Annotated in this window: 25 protein-coding genes; 17 read left to right on the top strand and 8 right to left on the bottom strand. The window is 36.3% G+C overall.

Annotation, left to right across the window (positions count from 1 at the left end; genetic code table 11):
- Nucleotides 1-33: 33 nt before the first annotated feature.
- Both WAX78_RS20185 and WAX78_RS20180 read right to left on the bottom strand, forming a co-directional pair.
- Nucleotides 34-180: a BH0509 family protein gene (locus WAX78_RS20185; protein WP_028411195.1), complete on the bottom strand. Its 147-nt coding sequence runs from the start codon at nucleotides 178-180 to the stop codon at nucleotides 34-36.
- A 161-nt stretch (nucleotides 181-341) separates the two neighbouring features.
- On the bottom strand, nucleotides 342-758 hold the full coding sequence (locus WAX78_RS20180) for a pyridoxamine 5'-phosphate oxidase family protein (RefSeq protein WP_336483795.1): 417 nt from the start codon (nucleotides 756-758) through the stop codon (nucleotides 342-344).
- Between the two features lie 197 nt (nucleotides 759-955).
- Here WAX78_RS20180 and cax point away from each other — a divergent pair, with 197 nt between their 5' ends.
- Nucleotides 956-2014 carry a calcium/proton exchanger gene (cax, locus tag WAX78_RS20175; protein ID WP_336483794.1) on the top strand — a complete coding sequence of 353 codons (1059 nt, stop codon included), beginning with the start codon at nucleotides 956-958 and terminating at the stop codon, nucleotides 2012-2014.
- Nucleotides 2015-2193: 179 nt separating this feature from the next.
- Nucleotides 2194-2991 carry a YfkD famly protein gene (locus tag WAX78_RS20170; protein ID WP_336483793.1) on the top strand — a complete coding sequence of 266 codons (798 nt, stop codon included), beginning with the start codon at nucleotides 2194-2196 and terminating at the stop codon, nucleotides 2989-2991.
- A gap of 78 nt (nucleotides 2992-3069) precedes the next feature.
- On the opposite strand, the gene yfkAB is transcribed toward WAX78_RS20170, so the two are convergent.
- Entirely contained in the window at nucleotides 3070-4197 is a 1128-nt protein-coding gene (gene yfkAB / locus WAX78_RS20165; protein ID WP_336483792.1) for a radical SAM/CxCxxxxC motif protein YfkAB, read from the bottom strand.
- A gap of 337 nt (nucleotides 4198-4534) precedes the next feature.
- On the opposite strand from yfkAB, the gene WAX78_RS20160 reads away from it, so the two are divergent.
- The 5 genes from WAX78_RS20160 to rlmD all read left to right on the top strand — a co-directional run bounded on the left by WAX78_RS20160 (nucleotide 4535) and on the right by rlmD (nucleotide 9798).
- The gene (locus tag WAX78_RS20160; protein ID WP_251229065.1) at nucleotides 4535-4717 is read left to right on the top strand and encodes an SE1561 family protein; all 183 of its coding nucleotides are present in this window, start codon (nucleotides 4535-4537) and stop codon (nucleotides 4715-4717) included.
- Nucleotides 4718-4834: 117 nt separating this feature from the next.
- The gene (gene fumA, locus WAX78_RS20155) at nucleotides 4835-6361 is read left to right on the top strand and encodes a class I fumarate hydratase (protein WP_336483791.1); all 1527 of its coding nucleotides are present in this window, start codon (nucleotides 4835-4837) and stop codon (nucleotides 6359-6361) included.
- Between the two features lie 336 nt (nucleotides 6362-6697).
- Nucleotides 6698-7480 (top strand): delta-lactam-biosynthetic de-N-acetylase, encoded by a 783-nt coding sequence (gene pdaA, locus WAX78_RS20150; protein ID WP_336483790.1) that lies wholly within the window; start codon nucleotides 6698-6700, stop codon nucleotides 7478-7480.
- Nucleotides 7481-7538: 58 nt separating this feature from the next.
- A complete protein-coding gene (locus WAX78_RS20145) occupies nucleotides 7539-8402 on the top strand; it encodes a DNA-3-methyladenine glycosylase family protein (RefSeq protein ID WP_336483789.1) in 864 nt (287 codons plus the stop codon).
- A 10-nt stretch (nucleotides 8403-8412) separates the two neighbouring features.
- Nucleotides 8413-9798, top strand: a complete 1386-nt coding sequence (gene rlmD / locus WAX78_RS20140) for a 23S rRNA (uracil(1939)-C(5))-methyltransferase RlmD (RefSeq protein ID WP_336483788.1) — start codon at nucleotides 8413-8415, stop codon at nucleotides 9796-9798.
- Between the two features lie 211 nt (nucleotides 9799-10009).
- On the opposite strand, the gene WAX78_RS20135 is transcribed toward rlmD, so the two are convergent.
- Nucleotides 10010-11182 carry an MFS transporter gene (locus WAX78_RS20135; RefSeq protein ID WP_336483787.1) on the bottom strand — a complete coding sequence of 391 codons (1173 nt, stop codon included), beginning with the start codon at nucleotides 11180-11182 and terminating at the stop codon, nucleotides 10010-10012.
- 81 nt (nucleotides 11183-11263) lie between these two features.
- Between WAX78_RS20135 and yeiL the strand changes: the two genes are divergently transcribed.
- Nucleotides 11264-11935: a transcriptional regulator YeiL gene (yeiL, locus tag WAX78_RS20130; protein ID WP_336483786.1), complete on the top strand. Its 672-nt coding sequence runs from the start codon at nucleotides 11264-11266 to the stop codon at nucleotides 11933-11935.
- A 231-nt stretch (nucleotides 11936-12166) separates the two neighbouring features.
- On the opposite strand, the gene WAX78_RS20125 is transcribed toward yeiL, so the two are convergent.
- Nucleotides 12167-12598 (bottom strand): MarR family winged helix-turn-helix transcriptional regulator, encoded by a 432-nt coding sequence (locus tag WAX78_RS20125; RefSeq protein ID WP_336483938.1) that lies wholly within the window; start codon nucleotides 12596-12598, stop codon nucleotides 12167-12169.
- Nucleotides 12599-12715: 117 nt separating this feature from the next.
- Here WAX78_RS20125 and WAX78_RS20120 point away from each other — a divergent pair, with 117 nt between their 5' ends.
- Nucleotides 12716-13303, top strand: a complete 588-nt coding sequence (locus WAX78_RS20120) for an NAD(P)H-dependent oxidoreductase (protein ID WP_336483937.1) — start codon at nucleotides 12716-12718, stop codon at nucleotides 13301-13303.
- A 363-nt stretch (nucleotides 13304-13666) separates the two neighbouring features.
- A complete protein-coding gene (locus WAX78_RS20115; protein WP_336483785.1) occupies nucleotides 13667-14437 on the top strand; it encodes a COG4705 family protein in 771 nt (256 codons plus the stop codon).
- A 177-nt stretch (nucleotides 14438-14614) separates the two neighbouring features.
- Here WAX78_RS20115 and WAX78_RS20110 read toward each other — a convergent pair whose 3' ends face one another.
- On the bottom strand, nucleotides 14615-16063 hold the full coding sequence (locus WAX78_RS20110; protein ID WP_336483784.1) for a L,D-transpeptidase family protein: 1449 nt from the start codon (nucleotides 16061-16063) through the stop codon (nucleotides 14615-14617).
- 477 nt (nucleotides 16064-16540) lie between these two features.
- On the opposite strand from WAX78_RS20110, the gene WAX78_RS20105 reads away from it, so the two are divergent.
- The 3 genes from WAX78_RS20105 (at nucleotide 16541) to WAX78_RS20095 (ending at nucleotide 19648) form a co-directional block, all read left to right on the top strand.
- Complete coding sequence (locus WAX78_RS20105) at nucleotides 16541-17227, top strand: DnaD domain-containing protein (protein ID WP_336483783.1); 687 nt, start codon at nucleotides 16541-16543, stop codon at nucleotides 17225-17227.
- 223 nt (nucleotides 17228-17450) lie between these two features.
- Complete coding sequence (gene truA / locus WAX78_RS20100; RefSeq protein WP_336483782.1) at nucleotides 17451-18188, top strand: tRNA pseudouridine(38-40) synthase TruA; 738 nt, start codon at nucleotides 17451-17453, stop codon at nucleotides 18186-18188.
- Nucleotides 18189-18364: 176 nt separating this feature from the next.
- Entirely contained in the window at nucleotides 18365-19648 is a 1284-nt protein-coding gene (locus tag WAX78_RS20095; RefSeq protein ID WP_336483781.1) for an acetylornithine deacetylase, read from the top strand.
- Nucleotides 19649-19738: 90 nt separating this feature from the next.
- Here the strand turns inward: WAX78_RS20095 and WAX78_RS20090 are convergent, their stop codons facing one another.
- A complete protein-coding gene (locus tag WAX78_RS20090; protein WP_336483779.1) occupies nucleotides 19739-21154 on the bottom strand; it encodes a sigma-54 interaction domain-containing protein in 1416 nt (471 codons plus the stop codon).
- Nucleotides 21155-21436: 282 nt separating this feature from the next.
- Between WAX78_RS20090 and WAX78_RS20085 the strand changes: the two genes are divergently transcribed.
- Nucleotides 21437-21691, top strand: a complete 255-nt coding sequence (locus WAX78_RS20085) for a biotin/lipoyl-containing protein (protein ID WP_336483778.1) — start codon at nucleotides 21437-21439, stop codon at nucleotides 21689-21691.
- 329 nt (nucleotides 21692-22020) lie between these two features.
- A complete protein-coding gene (locus tag WAX78_RS20080) occupies nucleotides 22021-23442 on the top strand; it encodes an amino acid permease (protein ID WP_336483777.1) in 1422 nt (473 codons plus the stop codon).
- A gap of 214 nt (nucleotides 23443-23656) precedes the next feature.
- Here WAX78_RS20080 and WAX78_RS20075 read toward each other — a convergent pair whose 3' ends face one another.
- A complete protein-coding gene (locus tag WAX78_RS20075; RefSeq protein ID WP_336483776.1) occupies nucleotides 23657-24325 on the bottom strand; it encodes a DUF1232 domain-containing protein in 669 nt (222 codons plus the stop codon).
- 138 nt (nucleotides 24326-24463) lie between these two features.
- On the opposite strand from WAX78_RS20075, the gene ytaF reads away from it, so the two are divergent.
- Nucleotides 24464-25075 carry a sporulation membrane protein YtaF gene (gene ytaF / locus WAX78_RS20070; protein WP_336483775.1) on the top strand — a complete coding sequence of 204 codons (612 nt, stop codon included), beginning with the start codon at nucleotides 24464-24466 and terminating at the stop codon, nucleotides 25073-25075.
- 162 nt (nucleotides 25076-25237) lie between these two features.
- Nucleotides 25238-25396: a hypothetical protein gene (locus WAX78_RS20065; RefSeq protein WP_020061179.1), complete on the top strand. Its 159-nt coding sequence runs from the start codon at nucleotides 25238-25240 to the stop codon at nucleotides 25394-25396.
- The last annotated feature ends 2 nt before the right edge of the window (nucleotides 25397-25398 follow it).

Here is a 25398-nt window from a genome sequence, read left to right as displayed (position 1 = left end):
AGACCATTCCTGTTTAGGGAATGGTCTTCTGTATTATTCTGCAATTTCCTCATATAAGAAGTAAGTCACATTATAAATATGTTCTACTTCGTCATCCGTCATATACATAAGTTCTTCGCGTTCAATTCCTTTTTTCTTTTCAATAAACTCAATCATGTTTTTCCGTTCTTCTCTTTTCATCATTTTTATTTCCCCTCTCATTCTGTTTTAATACAGTTTATTTAAGTTAATGCTATTATATAACAGAATCTTTAGAAAGTTCCAGCTTTTTCAATTTTTTTTGGAAAAGAACTTTTCGACAAAACGAGATCTCATATTTCGTGAGATCTCGTTTCTTTTTGCTATAGACGTAAAAATTCTGGTTGCGTTGTACCAACACTATCAATGTAATAAATTGTTTCAGGATTAATTTTTATTAAAACGTAATTTGGATCTTCAGGACCAAGTAACCAACGTTTCAAGCTGTTTGTCCAGAATTTATTTTTTAACGTATGGTCTTCTTCAATAGAAGCGATTCCTTCTATCTCAATATACTCTTCATCCCAGTTCTTTCCTTCTCGTCCAAGTAAAATATGAACATTTGGATTTTGTTCTATATCTGCTATCTTTTTTGAATGGCGATCTGTTGCAGCGTACAATACAAAATCTTCATGAAAAAATATCATAAAGCAGCTATGTGGTTTATTGTCACGAATTGTTGCTAGTACACCTGTTTTTTGATTTTGAATGATATTTGCTATTTTTTCTTTTATATGCATTTGTTTATGCCCCTTTCTATTGTCCCGCACTGATTATTAGTTGAATGAACAGGATTTACGTGATAAGAAATTCTTTGCTCGCTTTTACTTTTTTCCTCAATGACCTTTTTTAAACGTAATTATCATGAAAATTGGGTAAGTTAGAAGAATAATGATAAAACAAAGGATAATTGATGAAAATTGGAAGGATGAAAAGGATGTTTAATAAAATCTTTTTATTCGTTGTAGTTATCGGTGTGCCGTTTTCCATTCTTGGTAACATCATGCACTGGCCACAAACAATTATGTTTGCTGTATATTGTATTACGATTATTGCGCTTGCTGGCTTTATGGGGAGAGCGACAGAAAGTTTGGCGATTTTGGCAGGACCGCGTATCGGTGGGTTGTTAAATGCAACATTTGGTAACGCGGTTGAGCTTATTATTTCTATTTTTGCATTGCAAGCTGGGTTAATAGAAGTAGTGCTCGCTTCGTTAACAGGTTCTGTTCTCGGTAACCTATTGCTAGTGGGCGGCCTTTCCTTTTTTATAGGTGGTCTAAAGTATAAACGTCAAAGCTTTAATGTATATGATGCAAGACATAATTCAGCCCTATTAATTTTTGCGGTTGTTGTTGCATTTGTTATTCCAGAAATATTTTCAATGAAAATGAACATAGAGAAAACGTTCCAACTTAGTATTGGCGTTTCAATCATTATGATTATTTTATATTTAGCTGCATTGTATTTTAAACTTGTCACGCATCGAGGAGTATATCAGCCTAAAGAAGAAGTAATAGAACAACACGACGAAGAGCCAGAATGGTCAAAAGGAAGAGCGTTGCTTATTTTAGCACTTGCAACAGTAGCGGTTGGCTATGTATCAGAGGCGCTTGTACATACGTTTGAAACAGTCGCAAAGGTATTTGGCTGGAGTGAATTATTTATTGGAATTATTATTGTGGCCATTGTTGGAAATGCGGCAGAGCATGCATCGGCTATTCTTATGGCCTATAAAAATAAGATTAGTATTGCCGTTGAAATTGCAGTTGGATCAACATTACAAATTGCAATGTTTGTTGCACCTGTACTTGTCATTATTTCTATGTTTTTTGCAGTAAACATGCCTCTTATATTCACTTTTCCGGAATTAGTGGCAATGATTACAGCTGTATTTTTGACAATTGCTATATCAAATGATGGTGATACGAACTGGTTTGAAGGCTTAACCTTACTTGCAGCATATTTCATTATGGGTATCGGTTTTTATTTATTATGAAAAATCCCGCCGCTTTTCTCCTTTGAATCTTGAAGTGGGGAGGTCTCGTGTATCACCTTTGGTAGATGCCTAACACGAGTGAAGTTTTCTTGCCTATTTTTTGATAAAAAGTTTGGATAACAAAGAGGTGTGCGGAAAAGAATATAACAGTATAGTCCCATTAGGAAGGAGCTTTACGGATGAAACGAATGTACAGTATTTGTCTCATCATCATGTTCTCGTTTATCTTTTTATTTCCTTGTAGTAGCTTTGCAAAGACAGAACTGAATGTGAAAATTCCACCGTCTGTTTTAAACATTTCAAAAGAAAATACGTATCCAAATCCAACACAAGATTTGCCGCGCTTACAACCGAGTGAACTGGCAAAAACATTACTTGAAACATCGCCAATAGCGATTGAAAATCCGGACTTAATTCGAATGTTTAATGAAACGTCTATTTCTAATGCGCCGCTTGCAGTTGGATACCGGGCTAAAATTTATTTAGGACAATGGCCTTTAAATTATGAATCAACTGAAACAACGATGAATTGGGAATATCGACAAGTGAATCGGAATTTCCATGATAATCGTGGTGCACAGGGATTTTATTCACTTCATTATAAGCAAGAAGCACAAAAAATTGTGGAAGGTGGACTCACTTCTTACATTAAAGATGCGGAAGATGTAAAGAAGATGATGCTGCTAAAAGCAATGGAAAAAGTACGCTTACCTCTTTCGTTTAAAACAATTATTGGCTATGGCACCGCGCATGAACGAGTATACAATATTAGTCCGAAACAACTTGGATACTTATATGCATATACGCCAGCAGTTAATGAAAAAGGAAAAGTAACATTTGGAGAAGTATATCTTGTCTTAAAAGGAAATCAGCGAAAACTTATGATAAAAAATATAACATCACAAGGAATTGGAGCTTCCATACCAATTCAAGATCATATTTCATTTAAGTTTATTACGTCCCCTACCCCAAAATAAAGTGAAGTGGGAGTATTACTGCCGGTGAATAGCGGGAAAAAACGCCAGCGCATATTGCGCTGGCGTTTTTTCTCCCACTTATAGAGTGAGATTTGCTTGTTTTGTTAAAAAGTTTTCTGTTGGGTAATAACTATTTTTCACAAGAATATTTGGTCCAAGGCATTTTACAGCTGGACAATGACAGCTTAATTCTTTTGCTGCTTGTGAAGAGCTCCACTTGTCATAAGCTTCTTGCAATGTGTTCGTTTGGATGTTTCCAAGCAATGGAATGTCACCGAAATCTGTAACGATAATATTGCCGTCAAAAATATTTACATTTAAGCGAGAACGACCGTCTGGATCATTGCGTACTGTGACGTTTTTACTTGTATGCAGCTTTTTGAATACTTCTAAATCACGTTCGTCATTGCTGCATGCATAGAATGGCAATGTTCCAAATAACATCCATACATTTTCATCACGAATATCAAGAAGATGTGAAATTGCACTGCGAATTTCATCTTTCGTTAAAATTTCAAGATTGCTAGCAAAATCACTTGGATACATCGGATGTACTTCATGACGTTTGCAGCCCATCTCTTCAACAATTTGACGGTGAATATGTTCAATGTGTGGAAGAGTGCGTTTATTTAACATTGTTTCAGCAGAAACAAGAACACCCGCTTCTGATAATGCTTTACTATTTGAAATCATACGTTCAAATAGTTTGGCGCGTTGTTCATATGATGGTTTGCGTTCCATCATGGCAAATCCGCCTTCAACGAAATCATCAATAGTTCCCCAGTTATGAGAAATGTGCAAAACATCTAAGTAAGGAATAATTTGTTCGTAACGAGCCAAATCTATAGTTAGGTTAGAGTTAATTTGTGTACGAACGCCTCGTTCGTGAGCATATTTTAAGAGCGGTGTTACATAGTTATCAACGGATTTTTTTGAAAGCATTGGCTCGCCGCCTGTAATACTTAAAGAGCGTAGATGAGGAATTTCATCTAATCGTTGTAATAACAAATCAAGCGGAAGTGGATTTGGATCTTTCGGCTGTAATGTATAGCCAACAGCACAATGTTCACAGCGCATATTGCATAACGTTGTAGTTGTAAACTCAACGTTTGTTAATAATAATTTGCCGTACTCTTCAAGGTCCATATACGCTTCCCATGGATCATAAGAAGGAGTAATCGGCTTCATTTTTTGTGATGTATTCATTATGAAATACTCCTTTGACTATTGAAATAACAATTTGTCCATTCTCTATGATAGAAGAAGATTGCTTTTTAATAAAGGGAAACTTTGAGTAGAGGGAGAGGTAAATTCATTACTGCTTATAAATTAAACCAATCTGATACATGTCATATACTTATTTTTTACTTTCTGCCTACTGCCAGTAAATGGTAAAATAAGCCACTTTACCTAAATTGACGGAAAAATTTCATGACCGCGGTAATCATTTTTGCTGTATAATGAAATAAAGATTCAACAAGTTAACAAATGAGTATGCTAGATATGAAATTAGGATAACTCGAATAAAAAGGAGAGAGCACCTATGGGAAATGCTACTTATGATAAAGATTCACAATTAGTATATTTGAAAGAACGTTTAAATATGTTTATAGAGGTTATTGATACAATTGAACCAGAAGATGTAGAACTAGAAGATGTGGATCGTCTTCTTGAAATGTTAGATGATATTGAATTTAAATGCGAGCAATTTAAAAAAGGTGAGTAAGAATCAGCAAATTGCTGATTCTTTTTTGTTAGAAGCAATACAAAAAAAGATGTATAATCAAACTGTGAAATTTTTTAAAGCGTTTTGGTAGCGTTCACAATTGAGGGGGAAGTAATGATGAAAAAGCTTCAAGAAAGCATGTATCAACTAATTGTTGCAACGTCGACGAATTTACCGAAAGATGTTCGCCGTGCAATTCAACAAGCGAAAGAACGAGAAAATGCAGGAACTCGTTCAGCAATGGCGCTTGGCACAATTACAAATAACATTAAAATGGCAGATGACAACATTTCGCCAATTTGCCAAGACACAGGGATGCCAACTTTTAAAGTTTACACACCAGTTGGTGTAAATCAATTACACATTAAAGAAGCAATCTATCAAGCAATTGAACAAGCGACAAAAGACGGGAAGCTTCGCCCAAACTCTGTTGATTCTCTTTTTGGCGATAATAGCGGAAATAATTTAGGACCGGGAACACCTGTTATTAAGTTTGAGCAATGGGAAAAAGATTATATTGATGCACGTCTTATTTTAAAAGGCGGAGGCTGTGAAAATAAAAATATTCAATATAGCTTACCTTGTGAACTAGAAGGGTTAGGACGAGCTGGTCGTGATTTAGAAGGAATCCGTAAATGTCTTCTTCATGCAGTATATCAAGCACAAGGACAAGGGTGCAGCGCTGGTGTAATTGGTGTTGGTATCGGAGGAGATCGTACTTCTGGTTATGAGCTTGCGAAAAACCAATTATTCCGTACATTAGATGATGAAAATCCAATCCCAGAATTGAAGCAGCTTGAAGAATATATTATGGAAAATGCGAATAAGCTTGGCATTGGAACGATGGGCTTTGGCGGCGAAACAACATTGCTTGGCTGCAAAATTGGCGTATACAATCGTCTCCCAGCTAGCTTCTATGTTTCTGTTGCGTATAACTGTTGGGCATATCGCCGCTTAGGTGTAACGATTCACCCAGAATCAGGTGAAATTATTGACTGGTTATATCAAGAAGGTGAAGATACGTTAAAACACGAGGAAACGAAGGAAGATGCAAATACGCAACGTGAAATCGTCCTGCAAGCTCCAATTACAGAAGAGCAAATTCGTGAACTTCGCGTCGGTGATGTTGTAACGATTAACGGTATGATGTACACAGGTCGCGATGCGATTCATAAACATTTAATGGATAACGATTGTCCAGTTGATTTAAACGGACAAGTTATTTATCACTGCGGACCAGTTGTTGTAAAAGATGAAAACGACAATTGGAAAATTAAAGCGGCAGGACCAACAACAAGTATTCGTGAAGAACCTTACCAAGGCGATATTATGAAGAAATTTGGTATTCGTGCTGTTATTGGTAAAGGCGGTATGGGTGCAAAAACATTGGCAGCATTAAATGAGCATGGCGGCGTATATTTAAATGCAATTGGCGGTGCAGCACAGTACTATGCAGAGTGTATTAAAGAAGTAAAAGATGTTGATTTCTTACAATTTGGTATTCCAGAAGCAATGTGGCATTTACGTATAGAAGGATTCAAAGCAGTTGTAACGATGGATTCTCATGGTAATAGCTTACATGCCGATGTTGATAAAACATCTTTAGAGAAATTAGCAACGTTTAAAGAGCCAGTATTTAAATAAGAAAGATGAAGGGAGCTGACTTTTGTCAGCTCCTTTTTTGTGCGTCGAACGTTGCCGAAGTGTCTTTATCCAGCTATTTGCGGGCAGTAAAGGATGGAGAAGGGCCAGGAAGAAGACTGCCCGTAAAATCCCGATTGGTGAGAGCTTTCCATCAGTGAGAAAAGCGTCACTGATGGAAGTTCCAATTTAGCCCATGTCGAAGCGCCGATATATTTTAAAGAGCGGTCGATAGAATGATTTCTTTGTATTGGTATAAATGGAAAAACGTGTTCAGCATGAAACAAATTAGAGACACAGAAACTACAAGTACGATTCTAGATGAAAAGGAGTTTACAAATGAAGCGTAATTGGTTATACATCGGCGTTATCTTTTCAATAATGATGGTACTTGTTCCGTCTTCTGTGCTTGCTTATGTGAATACACCAAATCATTGGGGAATTCCGCGTGCGAAAAATGAAACTCCTCCGGATGCTGGTCAAAAATTTACAGAGCTGCTGCAAAAGAACGGAGGATTTTATTTAGGGGATACAAAGAAAAAAGATATTTATTTAACGTTTGATAATGGATATGAAAATGGCTTTACAGGAAAAATTCTTGATGTGTTAAAAGAAAAGAAGGTCCCGGCAACATTTTTTGTAACAGGGCATTATATAAAAAGCCAACCAGATTTATTGAAAAGAATGGCAAATGAGGGGCATATTGTTGGAAACCATTCACAGAGTCATCCGGATTTTACAACAGTACATGATGCAAAGCTTCGTGAAGAACTGCAAATTGTAACAGATGAAATTAAGAAGGTAACAGGACAAAAAGAAGTACGATATGTAAGGCCGCCACGCGGGATCTTTAGTGAGCGTACATTAGCACTTGCAAAAGAACAGGGCTACTATAATGTATTTTGGTCACTTGCTTTTCTGGATTGGAAAGTAGATCAGCAAAGAGGCTGGCAATATGCTCATAATAATGTTATGAATATGATTCACCCTGGAGCTATTATTTTATTGCACTCTGTTTCCAAAGATAACACAGAAGCACTAGCGAAAATCATTGATGATTTACGCGAGAAAGGGTATCATTTTAAAAGCTTAGATGATTTAGTAAAAGGCAATCAACCGTAAGCATGTATGCTTGCGGTTTTCTCATGCTATAATGATGTGTAAAAAGGATGAGGAATGCATGTGGAGCGAACAAATTACGTTAGAATACCCGTATCGTTTTGAAGAAGTGTTAAAGCGATTATCTTTTGATCCATTAAATGTCGTTAATCTAGAAGATAAAACAATTCATGTTCCGCTTAGCATAGATGGAGAGCAACTTGTTGTACGTGTACAAGGGAAGGGAACAATGGAACAGCCACAATTTTGGATCTCTAGCCAAACAGACAAACAAGATAAAATTATGAAGCGTATTTCTTTTATTTTCCAATGGAATCAACCTTTTCATGAGATTCAAAATCATTTTATAAACACGTCATTACGTCCGCTTTTTGAAACATTTGCATATACACCAATTATTTTGGAATTTGATTATTTTTCTTGTCTTCTTCGCTGTATTATTCATCAACAAGTTCATTTGAAATTTGCCACAAAGCTCACAGAACAATTTGTAAAAACATACGGAACAGAGAAACATGGCGTTTTCTTTTTTCCAAAACCTGAACAAGTAGCAAATATTACAGTAGAAGAATTGAGAAATCAAAAATTTAGTCAGCGGAAGGCAGAATATATTATTGGACTGGCGAAACATATTACGGACGGCAAATTAAGCTTAGAAGAGTTAGAGGGAAAAACAGACGAAGAGGTTAGAGAACAACTATTGCCACTGCGAGGTATTGGAGCATGGACCGTACAAAATTTCTTACTGTTCGGGCTTGGACGTCAAAATATGTTTCCAAAAGCAGATATCGGAATTCAACGCGCGCTTCAACAGTTGTTTCAGTTAGAACAAAAGCCAGATGACGCATTTTTAGAACGAATGAAACAAGAATGTGAGCCATATTGCAGTTATGCATCATTATATTTATGGAAAAGTATAGAGTAGAGGTGTAACAATGATACAAAAACAACATGAGAGTAAGTTGGAAGTTGGTCAAACGTTTCCTGTGACAATTAAACGTCTCGGAATTAACGGAGAGGGCGTAGGTTACTTTAAGAGACAAGTTGTCTTCATTCCAGGAGCATTACCGGGAGAGGAAGTTGTTGCAGAGGCAACGAAAATGGGGCGTGGTTTTGCAGAAGCAAAAGTGAAAAAAATTCGTAAAGCTTCACCGCACCGCGTGAAGCCGCCATGTCCTGTATATGATGAATGTGGCGGTTGTCAGCTGCAACATTTAGATTATCAAGAGCAGTTGAATCAAAAGCGTGATATTGTTGTACAAGCATTTGAAAAGTATATGAACGGAAGTATGGAAGCGGATATTCGTCCGACACTTGGTATGGGAGATCCGTGGCATTATCGCAATAAAAGTCAATTGCAAGTAGGGCGTAAAGACGAAAAAGTCATTACAGGCTTATACAAACAAAACTCACATCAATTAATTGATATTTCTCATTGTATGATTCAGCATAAAGCAACAAACGAAGCAACAAAAGTTGTAAGACGTATATTAGAAAAACTGAACATTTCTATTTACAATGAGAAAAAACAAAAAGGTCTTGTACGTACAATTGTGACACGTGCTGCGGTTCAAACAGGGGAAGTACAAGTCACATTAATTACAACAAAAGAAGAATTGCCAAATAAAGATCAATTTATCGCAGAAGTACAAAAACAGATGCCAACTGTAAAATCGATTATGCAAAATGTGAACTGGCGTAAAACATCAGTTATTTTTGGTGATAAAACATTCCGCTTAGCTGGAAAAGAAATCATTCAAGAAACGCTTGGTGATTTATCATTTGAATTATCTGCGCGCGCATTTTTCCAGTTGAATCCTGAACAAACAGTTGTTTTATACAACGAAGCGAAAAAAGCAGCTGCTTTAACAGGAAAAGAAAAAATTGTAGATGCTTATTGCGGCGTTGGTACAATTGGACTTTGGCTTGCAAACGATGCAGCGGAAGTACGCGGAATGGATGTTATTCCAGAAGCGATTGAAGATGCGAAGAAAAATGCGAAGCGTCATGGATTTACAAACACGAAGTACGAAGCTGGAAAAGCAGAACAATGGTTACCAAAATGGGTGAAAGAAGGATGGCGTCCAGATGTAATTGTTGTTGATCCACCGCGTACAGGCTGTGACGATAAATTACTTGAAACAATTTTAAAAGTAAGCCCTAAAAAAGTTGTGTATGTATCGTGTAACCCATCATCGCTGGCGCGTGATGTGAAAACATTAATGAAGAGTTATGATGTGGAGTATGTACAACCAGTTGATATGTTCCCACATACGGCACATGTGGAGAATGTGGTTAAGCTTGTTAGAAAAGAAAAGTAAATGAATAATAGGTCTTATCGAAAAAACGATAAGGCCTAATTTTTATTTAGGATTGATTACGCTGAATAGTATCATAAGTAAATGTGGTTTTCTTATACGCAGCAAAGTTCCGTTAAAAAATGACTAGGCTTATCCACAACGGATAAGCCTGTTTTATCCCGCACTAACAGGCAGTAAGACTCCAACCTCGAGATTCTGAGAAAACAAAGAACTAAATAGAAACTAAAATTTCCTTTCTAAGTTCCAGTTTTCGATATAAAAGTGCAAGCAGCATCGACGGTATGGTACAAACAATCATCCCGATAAAGGCGTATCTTGGCTCGATTTCGTATAAATAACCGCCGAACATCGTGAACACCGCAGTACTCCAGCTAAGTGCCAGTGCTGAATACATGCCTTGTGCTTTTGGAATCTGCGCATGTGGAATATTTTTGATTAAATATTTCATAAAGGCATAATGCCCCATTGCAAATGAGCATGCATGCAATGTTTGTGCGATACAGAAAACAATAACATTTGGAAAGGAAAATACTAATATCCAACGTACGGATGAACCAAGTGCCGCTAGTGTCAGTAAGGAGCCTACTGAAAATTTATGAAAGCTCTGATCTGCGATTGAGAAGAAAATGATTTCTGCGATCACGGCAATGTTAATAATTAACCCAATTAAATATTTGGGTGCGTGAATATCTTGTAAAAAAATATAGCCATAGCTGTAATAAGAAGCGTGTGCCGCTTGCAGTAAAATCACAATGACGAGCACCAAACCAAAGTGTTTGATGCGAAATAATTCCAGCATACCGCCTTTTTTTGTTTGATTCGCTTGCGGTTTTTTAGATAAAACAACGGGTGCACGCATAAAACCAAGGCACACGAATACCAATGTGCCGAGTAACAGTGCCCATAAAATCACTTCATCCCCAAACGCTCCTGTAAAGATGGTTAAGATCATACCTGCCACGACAAACCCAATGGATCCCCATGAGCGGCTCTTCCCATAATGTCTTAATTGATTACTTTGTGCAAGTACGCCAGCTGTGCTATCTAAAGCAGGCATCAGCGCTGGGTAAACAAAATTCAAAAGTAACGTTACCACAAGTAAGCTAACAAAGGAACTCGCTGGAATACAACACAGAATAGCAATTAGTGTGCCGATTGCCATCCCATTTAATAAGATTTTACTACTAAATTTCCTCGATAAATAAGGAAACGCAATTAATGTAGAAAGGCCTCTTGCAACCAAACCTAAGCTCATAATCAAACTAGTTTGTGAAAGCGTAAGCCCTTTTGTATGAATCATCCATCCTGTCCAATAGGGTAGAAAAATGCCCCATGTCATATAAAAACTAAAAAACTGTCTACTCATCCAGCGTTGTGTGTCCATTCTGTATCCCCCTCATTGTTTGCATGATAACATGGAGATACGTACAATAATATGAGATATCTCACATTTTTGAGGTGGATTATGGAAATTTATAAAAATGAGAAAAGGAAAAGATATTTGAATGAGTACTCCATTGCGCATTTATTTTCTTTTCCGATTGAAGAGTTTATAGAAGTGCATGAATATAAACGCGATGAATGGATTATTCAAGAAGGCATGCGACCGGATTTTTTATTTTATGTCATTGAAGGAAAAGCAAAAATTTATGTAACGCATCAAAATGGGAAAGTTTCCTTAATTAATTTTATCAATGCGAATGATTATATTGGGGAAATGGAATTATTAAATGAGGTGTACTATACAAAAGGGATCCAAACCTCCACTAAGACCATTTGCTTTGCGCTTCCTTTTCATCGCTGTCGCACACAAATGTTAGAAGATGCAAAATTTCTACGTGAACTAACCAAATTTTTAAGTGTAAAAGCAACACAAATGGCTGCAAAGTATTCGTATAGTCTCGCCTTCCCGCTTGAAAACCGGCTTGCGGATTTTATTTTGCAAACCTCGGATGAAGAGGTCTATAAGGAGAAACACGTAACTGTTTGTGATTTTTTAGGCGTCTCCTATCGACATTTATTACATGTGCTTGCACAATTTTGCGACAAAGGGTATTTGCAAAAGGAAGGACGATACTATCAAATTAAACAGTACCATTCCTTATATGAACTTGCAGAGATGTTGAAGAATAAGTAACGTGGGAAGATATTACTGAATTTACTATTTTGCCAGCTTAAAGCTTTGTTGGGTGTTATTAATTTAGAAAACACCTGAAAAATTGATTTTTGTAAAAGAATACTTATATACAAGGGTTTCCTTGATTGAAAGATGATTAGTTGTGAACAATCAATTTTCAATTAAGGGAGCCCTTGTCGTGTAATTTATCCTGCTATTCGTATGTAGTGAAGCCCCCCGCTGATGGTATGCTTATTCATAAAATAGTTTTGTTTGAAGAATATTTATTGCACGTTCAATATCATCTAAATCTTCTTTCGAAGCATTTTGTATTCGTTTTAGAAAATTTGATTCTATAGTTGCAAAAGCTTCGTTCATCATAGTTTCTCCATCATTCGAGAGACGAATATATTGTTTTCTTCGATCTTGGCTATCATTTATCTTTTCAATTAATTTTTTTTCACTTAACTTTCTAAGCTCACGACTTGTGTTCGGCATAGACATATTCTGACAATCATTAATCTCACTTGGAGTGATAGGTTGATTAACTGCAACGCATTCAAGAATGTTGTATTGAATTTGCGAGATTGAATCTGACTTCGCATTTTTTGTTAATTCATGTGTTACACGATGAACAGAAGTTGTAAATGATACAAGTTTATAAAAAAGAGCATGTTTGTCTATTTTTCTCACCTCTCATAGACAAGATAACAGAATTATTATCATGATACAATTATCATTTGATAATAAAAGTGAAGGGTGTTACTATTTAGTTATCAAATGATAATTAAGGGGTGCGTTATGAAGGTACTAATAATTTATACATATCCTAATCATACAAGTTTAAACTATGCATTTTTACAAAATGTTATAAAAGGAAGTAAGGAAAATTCTAATATAGAGGAGTTACAGGTCTTAGATTTATATGAAGAGGGTTTTAATCCACTTCTAGTGTTTAATGAGCAAAGACGAAGACGTGATATGCATACTGACCCTAGTATCGAAAAATATAGAAAACAAATTATGTGGGCTGATAAGCTTGTTTTTATCTATCCAATTTGGTGGGGGAGACCTCCTGCAATGCTTATGGGATATATTGATCAATTATTTGCTGCCAATTTTGCCTATAAAGATAAGGAGGGACTTTTCCCAGAAGGGCTTTTGACAGGAAAGTCCGTTGTGTGTGTGTCTACTATGAAGGGGCCTACTCACTATCCACTTTTCTGGTTAAATAATGCACATAAGATTCTAATGAAAAGAGCCTTATTTAATTTTGTGGGAATCAAAAAAGTGAAGTTTTTTGAATTTGGGAATATGGAAAGTCCGAAGGGAAACCAAATGAAAAAGCTAGAAAAGATTTATAATTATTTCAAAAAAATAGACCAGTAAGAAAAACATTTTTTCTTTGTAATGTAGTGAAACTTCATTTAGATATACCGAGGAGAATCATGTCACAAGTAACAGTAAACGATATTCTTTTTGAGTAAATGAATTTTATTTAATAAATTTTTAATATAATTCTCATTTTCCTTTCATGCAGTGAAGGGGGTTTCCATGTAACATATTTTTATGTTCTGATGCAGTGGTAGTTGTACAAATGATTATTTCTGCAAATCCGTTTGTTGAACGGCTAACAGACTGGATTATACAAAAATCCCAATTCAGAAAAAATAATAGACTTTAAAAATAATTTCTTTTGCATCCAAATTGTTTTTTGTAAAGGAAAGAATCATTGGAGGGAAAAGTGAGCATATGAATAAGTCCTTATCGGCCGCTAAGCCGATCCTTTCGAAAGTTCCGGAAGTTACAGTCTATTTCTGGATTACTAAGGTGCTGACTACTGGAATGGGCGAGGTGTTTTCTGATTACCTAGTCAATCATATGAACCCGTTCATTGCAGTTGCTCTTGGGGGAATTGGTTTAGCAGCCTCATTGGCACTGCAATTCTTAGTACGAAGATATGTGCCGTGGATCTACTGGCTCGTTGTCGTTATGGTCAGTATCTTTGGTACGATGGCTGCTGATGCTGTGCATGTTGTGTTGGGAATCCCCTACCTTGTATCAACCGTGTTTTTTGTAACGACACTGGTAGTTATCTTTGTCATCTGGAACGCGTTCGAGAAGACTCTGTCTGTCCACAGTATTTATACTACTCGTCGTGAGGTTTTTTACTGGTGCACCGTACTGTGTACGTTCGCCCTCGGTACTTCTGCAGGTGACATGGCCGCGTCAACGATGCACTTAGGTTACTTTTCCGCTGGGGTGTTGTTTGCCGTCTTACTTGCTATTCCAGCTCTAGGATATTGGTTGTTTGGTCTAAATGAGATATTTGCCTTCTGGTTCGCCTATATCATGACTCGTCCAGTAGGCGCCTCGTTTTCGGACTGGATCTCGACGTCTCACGGTGGTCTTGGGCTGGGAGAAGGTCCGGTCAGTCTTGTTTTAACGATTATTATTGTTATTCTTGTCGGCTACTTGACGATTAGCAAAAAAGATCGTAAGGATGAGTCTGCCGCGGCATAGGAGCGGCAGAAAGCTCACTCGCCTATAGTTTTTTATTGTAATTGAATATAAGTATATAAATGTTTCTCACCTGCACACGAGAAGTGCGTATCACAAATAATAAAAAAGAAGCAGAAAATCACTTAGGATTTCCTGCTTCTTTTTTTATAAAGAAAATACTTGAGAGACTGCTACTCGCTAGTATACGATAACCGGTTCATAAGTACTTAGATTATCATACACAGTTTTAGCAACGCTAGGAGGGAGATTGACACATCCGCCCGAACCTGCCGTTAAATAGGCATTATTTGCCCAGTTTGTCCGCCAGCCGGCATCGTGGAACCCTTGTCCGCTGTTTGTAAACGGAGCCCAGTAATCTACCTTAACAGAATAATCCGGTTTACCTACTGCGCTGCCTCTGAGTGTGTACGGTGATCGTTTATAGAGGATATACCACACACCTGGTGATGTATCTTCACTGGTACTATGTTTACCAGTCACTACACTCGTTGTGACTGCCAATTGTCCGCCTTTGTAAATCCAAATTTGCTGTTCTGCAATTGACACTTCAGCATACGTATCTCCAATGCCATTATTTGCTGTTGTTTCATAACCGATGCCTTTATTTTCCCAGCCATTTCCGTAAATATTAGAAGCAGAAAGTGATTTTTCCCCTTTTTCGAAGGCTTCTTGGATTTGCTTTGCTTCTTTTTCAACATCTATTGCCCAGCCATAGCCTTGTCCTTTTACTGATATGACCGAACCAGAATGGGTTGTAAATGTGAAGTTTTTATTTAATGTCGATTGAGATTTATTAATTTCAGTAATCTTGTTCTTAATGTCACTCGGGTCGATTGTAACCTTCATATCCTTTGACATAGAGGCATTTTTAATTAGATCTTTCGCTTTTAAAGAGTAAACTTCATTTTGTACCTTATAATCAATGGTTTGTTGAAGAAGATCCTGTAGCGCTTTCTCCTCTTTTTTTACAATCGGATTGTTTTCTTTAATAGGCTGTATGTATACAGGATTCAAATGGATTTCACTTTTATATTTCTGCTTGTCGTAATCTTTCAATAGATTAGCGACATCATACTGTTTTCCGTCAATGCTTTTTGAGATAACAACTTTGCCCTGCTCCAACTTCGCCATAGCATCTTGAGGCGCTTTTAAATCTTTATTCATAGATATGAGCTTTTCTTCTACAAGCTTCTTCATCGTTTCGCTTCGATACTGATCCGCCTTTTCCGGTATCAGCCAATAATTTTTTTCCTTTGAGGAAGGGAAAAATGTCCACTGGCTTTTTAATAGTTTCTTAATTTTAGGCAAATCTTCATCCGTAAATCCTATTTGTGTATCGTTTTCATCTAAAATTTGTTGCTGGCCGACATAGACTTTGTTTTTTAATACAGATGTTTTTAATTTTTTTATTGCCTGATCAGCAGTCAGACCGCCAACTTTTGTGTCATTAATCGTAATATTTGAGTTGAAGTGGGTTGTCTGATAATAACTAATTCCCGCAATTAGGAGTACAATCATAACGATGACACCCGTTGTGATAAACTTCCAATTTTTAAAACGCTTGTTTGAGTTTCCCCGTTTTTTATCAATTTCTTCAACTGATTCAGTTACCGCGTTGTTGTTCATACATCATTCCTCCGCATACCTAATATAACCTCGGTATTAACGTCAACCGACTTTAAACTAGTATTTTTGCATACAAGACCATTGATTAGTTTACCTTATTATTCTTAAATTTTCATTCTTTTTTTACCAGATTTTACAGTGGTTAATTGGTCAAAATTGGATTTTTGTTATAATGATAGCCAAATTCTTTCGATTCACAATGAATAGCCCCTTACAAGCCCCTTGTAAGCCCCTCCCAAGTCCCTTGCAAGTAATAAATCATTACAAAAACAAAAACAAAAACAAAAACAAAAACAAAAACAAAAACAAAAACAAAAACAAAAAAAACTACTACTACAAGAATCGCTTCGAGGGAAATAAAACCGTAGAAGTAATTTTTTATAAAATAAAACTACCAAATTTCCTCACTTATCTTTATATCTATTAAGGAAACGCCAGGGAATTTTATATGTGTCGCTAAAGATGGGAGGAAGAGACATGGCAGTATACCGTAATGTACAGATGAATTTTTGGCAGGATGATTTTGTATTGGACTTAACGCCGGAGGAGCGATACTTTTACATATACTTGCTAACATGCTCTAAAACGACGCAATGCGGCATTTATCCATTGCCAAAACGTTTAGCGGAGATGGAAACAGGTTACAACAGAGAGACTGTCGAGAAGCTGCTGCAGCGGTTCATCGATTATGGAAAAATATTATATGATGCAGAAACGAAGGAGTTATATATTCTGAACTGGGTGCGCTATAACCCAGTTACGAACGCGAACGTCGAGAAATGTGTATTGCGTGAGCTAAAGACTGTGAAAAACAAAAAGTTTGTACATATGTTTCTGCAAAAATGTTTGGAGGAAGAGCTGAGCATTCCACTGTTATTAGAGCATTTTGGTATGCCATTCGGAGAGTCTCAGGCTGAAGATATCGAAAGCTGTGAAATTGATGAAAAAGAAGAAGAAATAGATTCTGACCGCAATGTATTCACGTTTTATGAACAAAACTTTGGCAGCTTATCACTGTATACGGCAGAGGAACTGAATGCGTGGATGGATGATCTGTCAGAGGAGCTCATACTCAAAGCACTCCAGATTGTTCATAAAAATAACAAGCCGACGCTTGCTTATGTGGAGGACATTTTACGAGGTGGATATGAAGGGTATACGTAGCTTAGTGAAGTAGAGGAAGCGCCTGTTATGGAAACGACACTAAGGAATTTTGTATTCCTTATCTATCCCTGTTCTCTATAACGTGGTATTTTTAAATATGCAGGTGAGAAGAATTATATATGATACGGATAGGTACAGTGATTGTATTTTCTAGGTATAAGAAAGGCGGTGAGTCTGTTAATAAAAAATAGGCAAATGTCTATGTTTTTAATAGCAGAAAACAATGAACAACTACAAATTAACAATTCAATATGACGGCGGCCGCTATAAGGGTTGGCAGCGTCTTGGTAATAACGATAATACCATTCAAGGAAAAATAGAAAATGTATTATCTGAAATGCTAGGAAAAGAAATTGAAATCATTGGATGCAGCAGAACAGATGCTGGTGTACACGCTCTTAATCAAGTAGCTAATTTTACGATTGATGAGAATGTAACGGAACTTAAAGTTAAAAAGTACTTAAATCAATACTTACCAAATGATATTAGTATTACTGATGTGGAATTAGTTCCAGAGCGTTTCCATGCTCGCTATAACTCGAAGGCAAAAACGTATTTATATAAGATTTGGAATGAAGAACATACAAATCCATTCATGCGAAAATACAGCATGCACGTTGGAAAAAAATTAAATATTGAACATATGAAAAAAGCAGCTCAATATTTAATCGGTTCACATGATTTTACTGCTTTTTCAAATGCTAAATCTAAGAAAAAGTCTATGGTTCGAGAAGTATATAAGCTTGATATCGTTGAAGAAGAAGGCTTTATCCAAATTAGAGTAAGCGGAAACGGATTTCTTCACAATATGGTGAGAAAAATTGTTGGAGCGTTAATAGAAGTTGGATTAGGCCAGTTAGACGCTGAAGTAATACCACAAATTTTAGAGGCGAAACAACGAAATCAAATCAATTGTCTTGCTGATGCAAGTGGTTTGTATTTGGAGAAGGTTGATTTTTAATTGGATAATAAGGAACATAAACATCCCAGTAAGTAAATGGAGTCACTTACTGGGATTTTATTGTTTCGGTTGTAAATAAAGGTTTAGAATAAAAATATAACTCGTTGAAAGTTTGTAGACACTAAATTGTTTATGTGAAAATAAAAATTTACTATACATGCAAAGGGGAATTTGCAATGAATGAAACGATTTCAAAGCTACTAGAACAAATTGATGTAAGAAAAGATGAACTAGTAGAACTGGCAAAAACATTAATTCGTTTTGAAACTCCTGCACCACCAGCAAGAAATACAAATGAAGCGCAGCAGTTTGTTGCTGATTTTTTAACGAAGCGTGATTTTAAGATTGATAAATGGGACGTGTATCCGAATGATCCAAATATTGTTGGAGTGAAACAGGGTACAGCAGGAGACTTACACAAAAGTTTAATTATTAATGGGCATATGGATGTAGCAGAAGTTTCAGCAGATGAACCATGGGAGACTGGACCATTTGAACCTTTTATAAAAGAGGGATGGCTTGTTGGCCGCGGTGCTGCTGATATGAAAGGTGGACTAGCTGGGGCTCTATTTGCCATTCAACTTTTGCAAGAAGCTGGTATTGAACTGCCCGGGGACTTGATTTTTCAGTCGGTAATTGGAGAAGAAGTAGGGGAAGCAGGAACACTTCAATGTTGTAAGCGTGGATATAATGCTGATTTTGCAGTTGTTGTGGATACAAGTGATTTACATATGCAAGGCCAAGGCGGGGTTATTACAGGATGGATTACTGTGAAAAGCCCGCAAACATTTCATGATGCAACGCGCAGACAAATGATTCATGCTGGTGGTCGCTTGTTCGGAGCGAGTGCAATTGAAAAGATGATGAAAATTGTGCAAGGATTACAAGAGCTAGAAAGACACTGGGCTGTTATGAAAACATATGATGGCTATCCAGTAGGGACAACGACAATTAATCCAGCAGTCATTGAAGGAGGACGTCATGCGGCATTTATTGCGGATGAATGCCGATTATGGATTACGGTACACTTCTATCCAAATGAAACACATCAACAGGTGATTGAGGAAATTGAAGATTACATTGGCAGACTTGCGGCAGCTGATCCATGGCTGCGTGAAAATCCACCACAATTTAAATGGGGCGGGGAATCTATGATTGTGGATCGTGGTGAAATCTTTCCTTCATTAGAAGTTGATCAAGATCATCCAGCAGTGCGACAACTTGCTGCTGTACATGAATCAACATTACACCGCAGTGCCATTCTTGATATGTCTGCTACAGTAACGGATGGAGGATGGTTCAGTGAATTTAACATTCCAGCAGTGATTTATGGGCCAGGTACGTTAGAAGAAGCGCACTCAGTGAATGAAAGAGTTGAGATAGAACAGCTTGTTGAGTTTACAAAAGTGATTCTGTCATTTATTTATAAGTGGTGCCATACAAAAAAGGGCGTTCTTTAAGAACACCCTTTTTGCTGTACTTATAGAAATTTCAAAGAGATCCATGTGATGTATATAAACTCCTATGGATTAATGACAGAGCGATAATCTTTACGTGTTTAGCCCGTACTTTTTTAATCGATATTGCAGGTTTTGCCTGCTTAATCCTAAGTATTTTGCGGCCTGTGAGATATTACCATTATGTTCGTTTAGAATTTGAATAATATATTCTTTTTCCGTTTCTTTTATTGTGTTCTTTAAAGTTCTAGATGTGTGATCTGAGTTATCAGTTTCCCACCTAGCTAGAGGAGGGTGAATATTTAATTCATTTTTTGCTAGCTCGTAAAAACGTGTTGGAATATGAGATGTTGTAATCATTTCTTCATCTTCTATTAAATTCATAGACCCTTCAATTATATGTTCTAATTCTCTTATATTCCCAGGCCAATCGTGTTTATAGAAAAAGTCTCTGACGTTGTTATCTATACCTTTTACTTTTAAGCCAAATTGCATATTATATTTTTCAATAAAGCTACGAAGAAGTGGTAAGATGTCTTCTTTCCGCTTTCTTAAAGGCGGAAGAAATAAAGTAACAACACTTAATCTATAGTATAGGTCTTTTCGTAAGCGATTGTGTGTCATGGCTTCAATTGGATCTTCATTAATAGTTGCTATGATTCGAACGTCTACTTCTTTTTCTTGTGTTCCTCCGATTCTTCGTATTGTTTTATCTTGTATTGCACGCAATAATTTAGCTTGAAGCGCTGGGCTTAATGAGTTAATTTCATCTAATAATAAAGTTCCCCCGTGTGCTTCTTCAAATAAGCCTGGTTTATCTATTGCGCCTGTGAAAGCTCCTTTGTTTGTGCCAAATAATAAGCTTTCCATTAGGGTTTCAGGTATAGCAGCACAATTTTGTGAGATAAAAGGCTTACTTGCACGGTGACTTTCATTATGAATACTTTGTGCAAATAATTCTTTGCCGGTTCCTGTTTCTCCCATGATAAGTATAGAGGAAGAGGTGCGTGTTGCTCTTTTTGCTTCTATAATAACCGATTGAATGGCTTTAGAATTGCCTATTATATGATTAAAGGTAAATTTAGTATTATGCCCTCGAAGGGCATTCGCTTTACTTGTTTGTCTTATCTGGGGAATCTCTTTTACTATTTCAATAGCGCCTTTTACTTTTCCGTTTTCTACTATGGGAAAGGTATCATTAATTGTTGTAATCTCTTGCCCTTTATTATTGAAATAAGTTTGCTTTATATTTTTTCTCGCTTTTCCCAGCTTTAGTGCTTCTATAAGTGTACTATTTTGATTTTCTTCAAATGCAAATACCTCTAAAAGATCTTTATATAGTACCTCCTTATGATTCATTGATTCAATTTCCATCATTTTGCGGTTGTAGATGATTGTTTTACCTTCTTCGTTAATCATGTGAATCCCAATATCAATTTCATTGAGTAAGGTTTCATATAGCATATTCATTTCGACTAATTTTTTGAGATTGATTTCTTCTGTGTGCATCGTTCATCTTCTCCTTGTTATACCCTATGAAGACTGATTTTTCTTAATTTTAATAAAATTATTGCAAGTATGCAAAAAAAATTTGCGTTTTTTGGTTAAAAATCTTTAAAGGAGAAGAAAAATTTTGCGCATATTAAAATTTTTTCAGTACTAACTCTTAATTCCACGTAAGAAATTAGGTTGGTACATATCTTGCATATTAATAGTTGAATGCTCTGATTTTTTTAGGAGGTGAATTGGAAGATTTACATGTTTATTTAATAAGAAAGAGGGGTTTAAAAGATGAAGACAGTCATAGAAAACGTGTACAGTCCTTGTTATGGTAAGGTTGAAAAATTATTTATTAATGAAAGTTCCTATGTGTATGAGTGGGAGAAATTAGCTTTAATTGAAACTATGGATAAGCAGAAAGTAGAAATTAAAGTGGGAATCAGTGGCTATGTTGAAGGACTGGAAGTAGAAGAAGGACAAGCTATCACAAATCAAACATTATTAATAACAGTCAGGGATGATCTGTTGATCACAGGAAGTGATTAATACAAAGCCTTCTGGATTATGTACCGTTTTCTAATGCTCTTTTAAACAATTGCTTAATTTATATCACTATCAAGTGGAGCCTAAGAAAGTTTTCGTATGAACTATCTATCGTATTTTGACTTTTTTCTTGTATTGGGAGATTTTCTTTTGAAAAATCTCCCTTCTAGTACAAATCTATAGTAACGATGAAATAAAAATGCACTTTATTCATTTTTATTTTTCATATTAAATTTAAAGCGTTTACATTTTGGGGTGCTTATAAAGTGAAGCTTCCATCAGCGGGGTCTTACTGTCCGCGAATAGCGGGATAAAATTAAAGGGGGGTTCATATGGAAAAGCAAAATCAGGAGTTAAAGCGGGAGTTAAAAAGTAGACACATATTTATGATTGCACTTGGAGGGGTTATTGGTACAGGCCTTTTCTTGGGATCAGGTTACACCATTCATGAAGCTGGACCAGGCGGAGCAATTGCTGCGTATCTTGTTGGGAGCTTTGTTATGTATTTAACGATGCTTTGTCTTGGAGAGTTAGCTGTTGCTATGCCGAATGCAGGATCTTATCAAGTGTATGCTACAAAGTATATTTCGCCTGCAGTAGGTTATGTAGTTGGTTGGATGTCATGGTTAAACTGGGCTGCTACGATAGGGATTGAGTTGATTGCAGTAAGTATTTTAATGAAGCGGTGGTTTCCACATGTACCATCTTGGATATGGTGCATCGTGTTTGCAGTCCTTCTTTTTTCGATTAATGTATTATCCTCACGGAGTTTTGCAGAGTTTGAGTTTTGGATTGCCGGTATTAAAGTAATTACAATTATTGCATTTATTATTTTAGGCGGGGCAGCGATGTTTGGATTTTTACATATGAAAGGAAATGACGCAGCACCGATGCTTTCAAACTTTACTGATCACGGGGGACTGTTCCCGAATGGACTGAAAGCGATTCTAATTACAATGATTGCCGTTAATTTCTCCTTTCAGGGGACCGAAATTGTTGGGATTACGGCCGGTGAGAGTGAAAACCCGGAGAAAACCATTCCGAAAGCAATTAGAAATACAGCTTGGCGTATATTCATTTTCTTTATACTTTCTATGTTCATACTCGCTGGGTTATTCCCATGGGAAAAAGCGGGATTAGTAGAAAGTCCATTCGTAGTTGTATTTGATCAAATTGGGATTCCGTATGCCGCAGATATTATGAACTTTGTTATTATTACAGCGGTGTTATCAGTAGCAAATTCAGGCTTATATGCAACTTCTCGTATGCTTTGGTCTATGGCGAATCAAGGGATGATTAGTCCAATTTTTGGGAAGTTATCTAAAAAGGGTGTTCCTATTTATGCATTAATTACAAGTTTGATTTTTGGTTGTCTTTCTTTATTATCCGGTATATATGCAGAGGATACAGTTTATTTATGGCTTCTTTCTATTGCAGGATTCGGTGGAATACTAGTCTGGGCATCGATTGGTTTATCAAATTTTCTAGGGAGAAGAGCATATATAAAACAAGGCGGGGATATTAAGGATTTGAAATTTAAAACGCCGTTGTATCCGATTGTGCCACTTCTTTGTTTCGGATTAAATATGGCCGTAATTGTGAGTATGGCTTTTATTCCAGATCAACGTATGGCATTGTATTGCGGTATTCCGTTTACGATTGTTTGCTTACTGTTTTACCGTGTTTCTAAAAATAAGAACAACAAAATGAAACAGGTTGAAGAAGCAAATACGAGAGAAGCGCAAAGTTTATAATAAAGTGAAACTTTAATCAGTAGGGGGATGAAAAAAACACTGATGAAAGTTTCACTTTATCCTCCGCCTAAATTTTTGTTTTTGGCGTAATTTTAAGGTGACAGTATTACCGCTCACCAATAGCAGGATAAAAATTTAGGTTAAGGTAAAGAAAAGGGATGCATGTTAGCTAAGGACATGCATCTCTTTTCTTTATAGTGTGGAATAATAGGTTTTATTTTTCTTTCTCCGATTTATTTTTAATCTCAGTTAACTTTTCCTTCGTTAATTCTACTGCAATTGCATCATCTAAGTATCCAATCGGAAATACGTAATCTGGAATAATATCGGTTGATAAAACAAAATATAGCAAGGCGCTTCCGATAATTGCTCGTTCTTGCGGCGTAATAGATTCTTTGCAAAATTGATGATACATATCTTTTAGTTGATCGATGAAAGGACCTGTGCTATCAAGTTGTTGCAACTTTGTTGAAAATCCATCGTGAATGAGGCGTTGTCCTTCTGTTGTTTTCGCATAGCGTTCGTAATTTTCAAGTTCTTGTTTTACACGAGTTGTTGTGTATTCGTAGTCAAATAAGTTAGAGGATTGTAATGTATTTTGAATGGCATCAATTGATGTATACATTTCTGTTTGGGATTCAGCTGTTTGTTGAGGATGTTTTACGTACATTGCATCATATAAGTACTGTATAGGAATTTGCAGACATTCGGCAAACCTTTGAAGATGTTTTTGCTTCGCTTGTTGCTTTCCATTAATAATTCGTGAAATGGTAGAGGGATCGATGTTGGTTAGCGTTCCAAACTGCCGCATAGATAAAGCACGCTCTTGTAATAATTTTTTTAATACCGTACCGAGTTGATGATTTATATTTTGAGTAGACATAGTTTTCGGCGCTCCTTTTTGTTGCTGAAATGTTGAAGAAATGTTGAGATTTTATTAGAAGTATATGAAACAGACAGGCACAGTTGCTCAATATTTGCATAAGATACAATAAAAAATGCAATAAAGGAGCGTTTGTTGATGTATATAACAAGTTTATTTTCAATTCTATTTATTGCGATAGCTTCAAATTTAGATAATGCGGGTGTAGGAATTGCCTATGGAATTCGAAAGATTCATATTTCGTGGTTCAATAACTTTATCATAGCTTTCTTTGGCTTTTTATTTACACTTGTTGCAGGTTTTTTCGGTAATTGGCTTTCCTTGTTTATTTCAAATGCTACAGCTAGTGTTATTGGTGCCATTGTAATTGGGAGTATTGGAGTATTGGTACTATGTCAGCCGTTGCTTAGTAAGGAGACAGAACAGGGAAGGAAGCAAAGTAATGTGTTAATGCGCATTTTACGCAATCCAGAAGCAGCTGATTTCGATGGATCGAAATCAATTGGTTTTTCAGAAGCAATTGTACTTGGAATTGCACTATCCATTAATAATATTGCAGGTGGTTTTGATGCAGGTATAACAAATTTGAATCTGTGGATGACGGCTATTATTTCTGGTTTCTTCAGCTTTTTAAGTGTTAGGCTCTTTTCTTACGTAGGTAAAAAGTATTTAGCGGTGTATTTAGGGAAATGGGCAACTATAATTGCAGGTGCTTTGCTTATTATAATTGCAGTGGATCAACTCTTATAAGAGAAAGGTGGGCTTCCATCAATAGGCGGAGACTCACTGCTCGTTAAGCGAGGAATCAAACAAACTTCTGCAATTTCCTCGGAAATACAACAAACCATTGCATATGTCGACGACCTTTTATTTATACTAACATAGACTTTATTTAATGGAAGGGGTGTTAGTATGGGACGCGGTAAATCTTTTGATCATAAGAAAAAAGGACACGATCATCAACCTCCAAAGGGTGCTTACATTCACAAAGATGTAAATGAACATACGTTAGAAGAGGAAGAGTTACCAGTAAATATTGAAACATATAAAAATAGTTTAAAAAAACATTAAAA

The organism is Bacillus yunxiaonensis (genome assembly GCF_037104695.1).
GTDB classification, from domain to species: Bacteria; Bacillota; Bacilli; order Bacillales; family Bacillaceae_G; genus Bacillus_A; species Bacillus_A yunxiaonensis.
The sequence above is the reverse complement of the archived record's forward strand: the minus strand, read 5'-3'. Positions and strand labels throughout refer to the sequence as shown.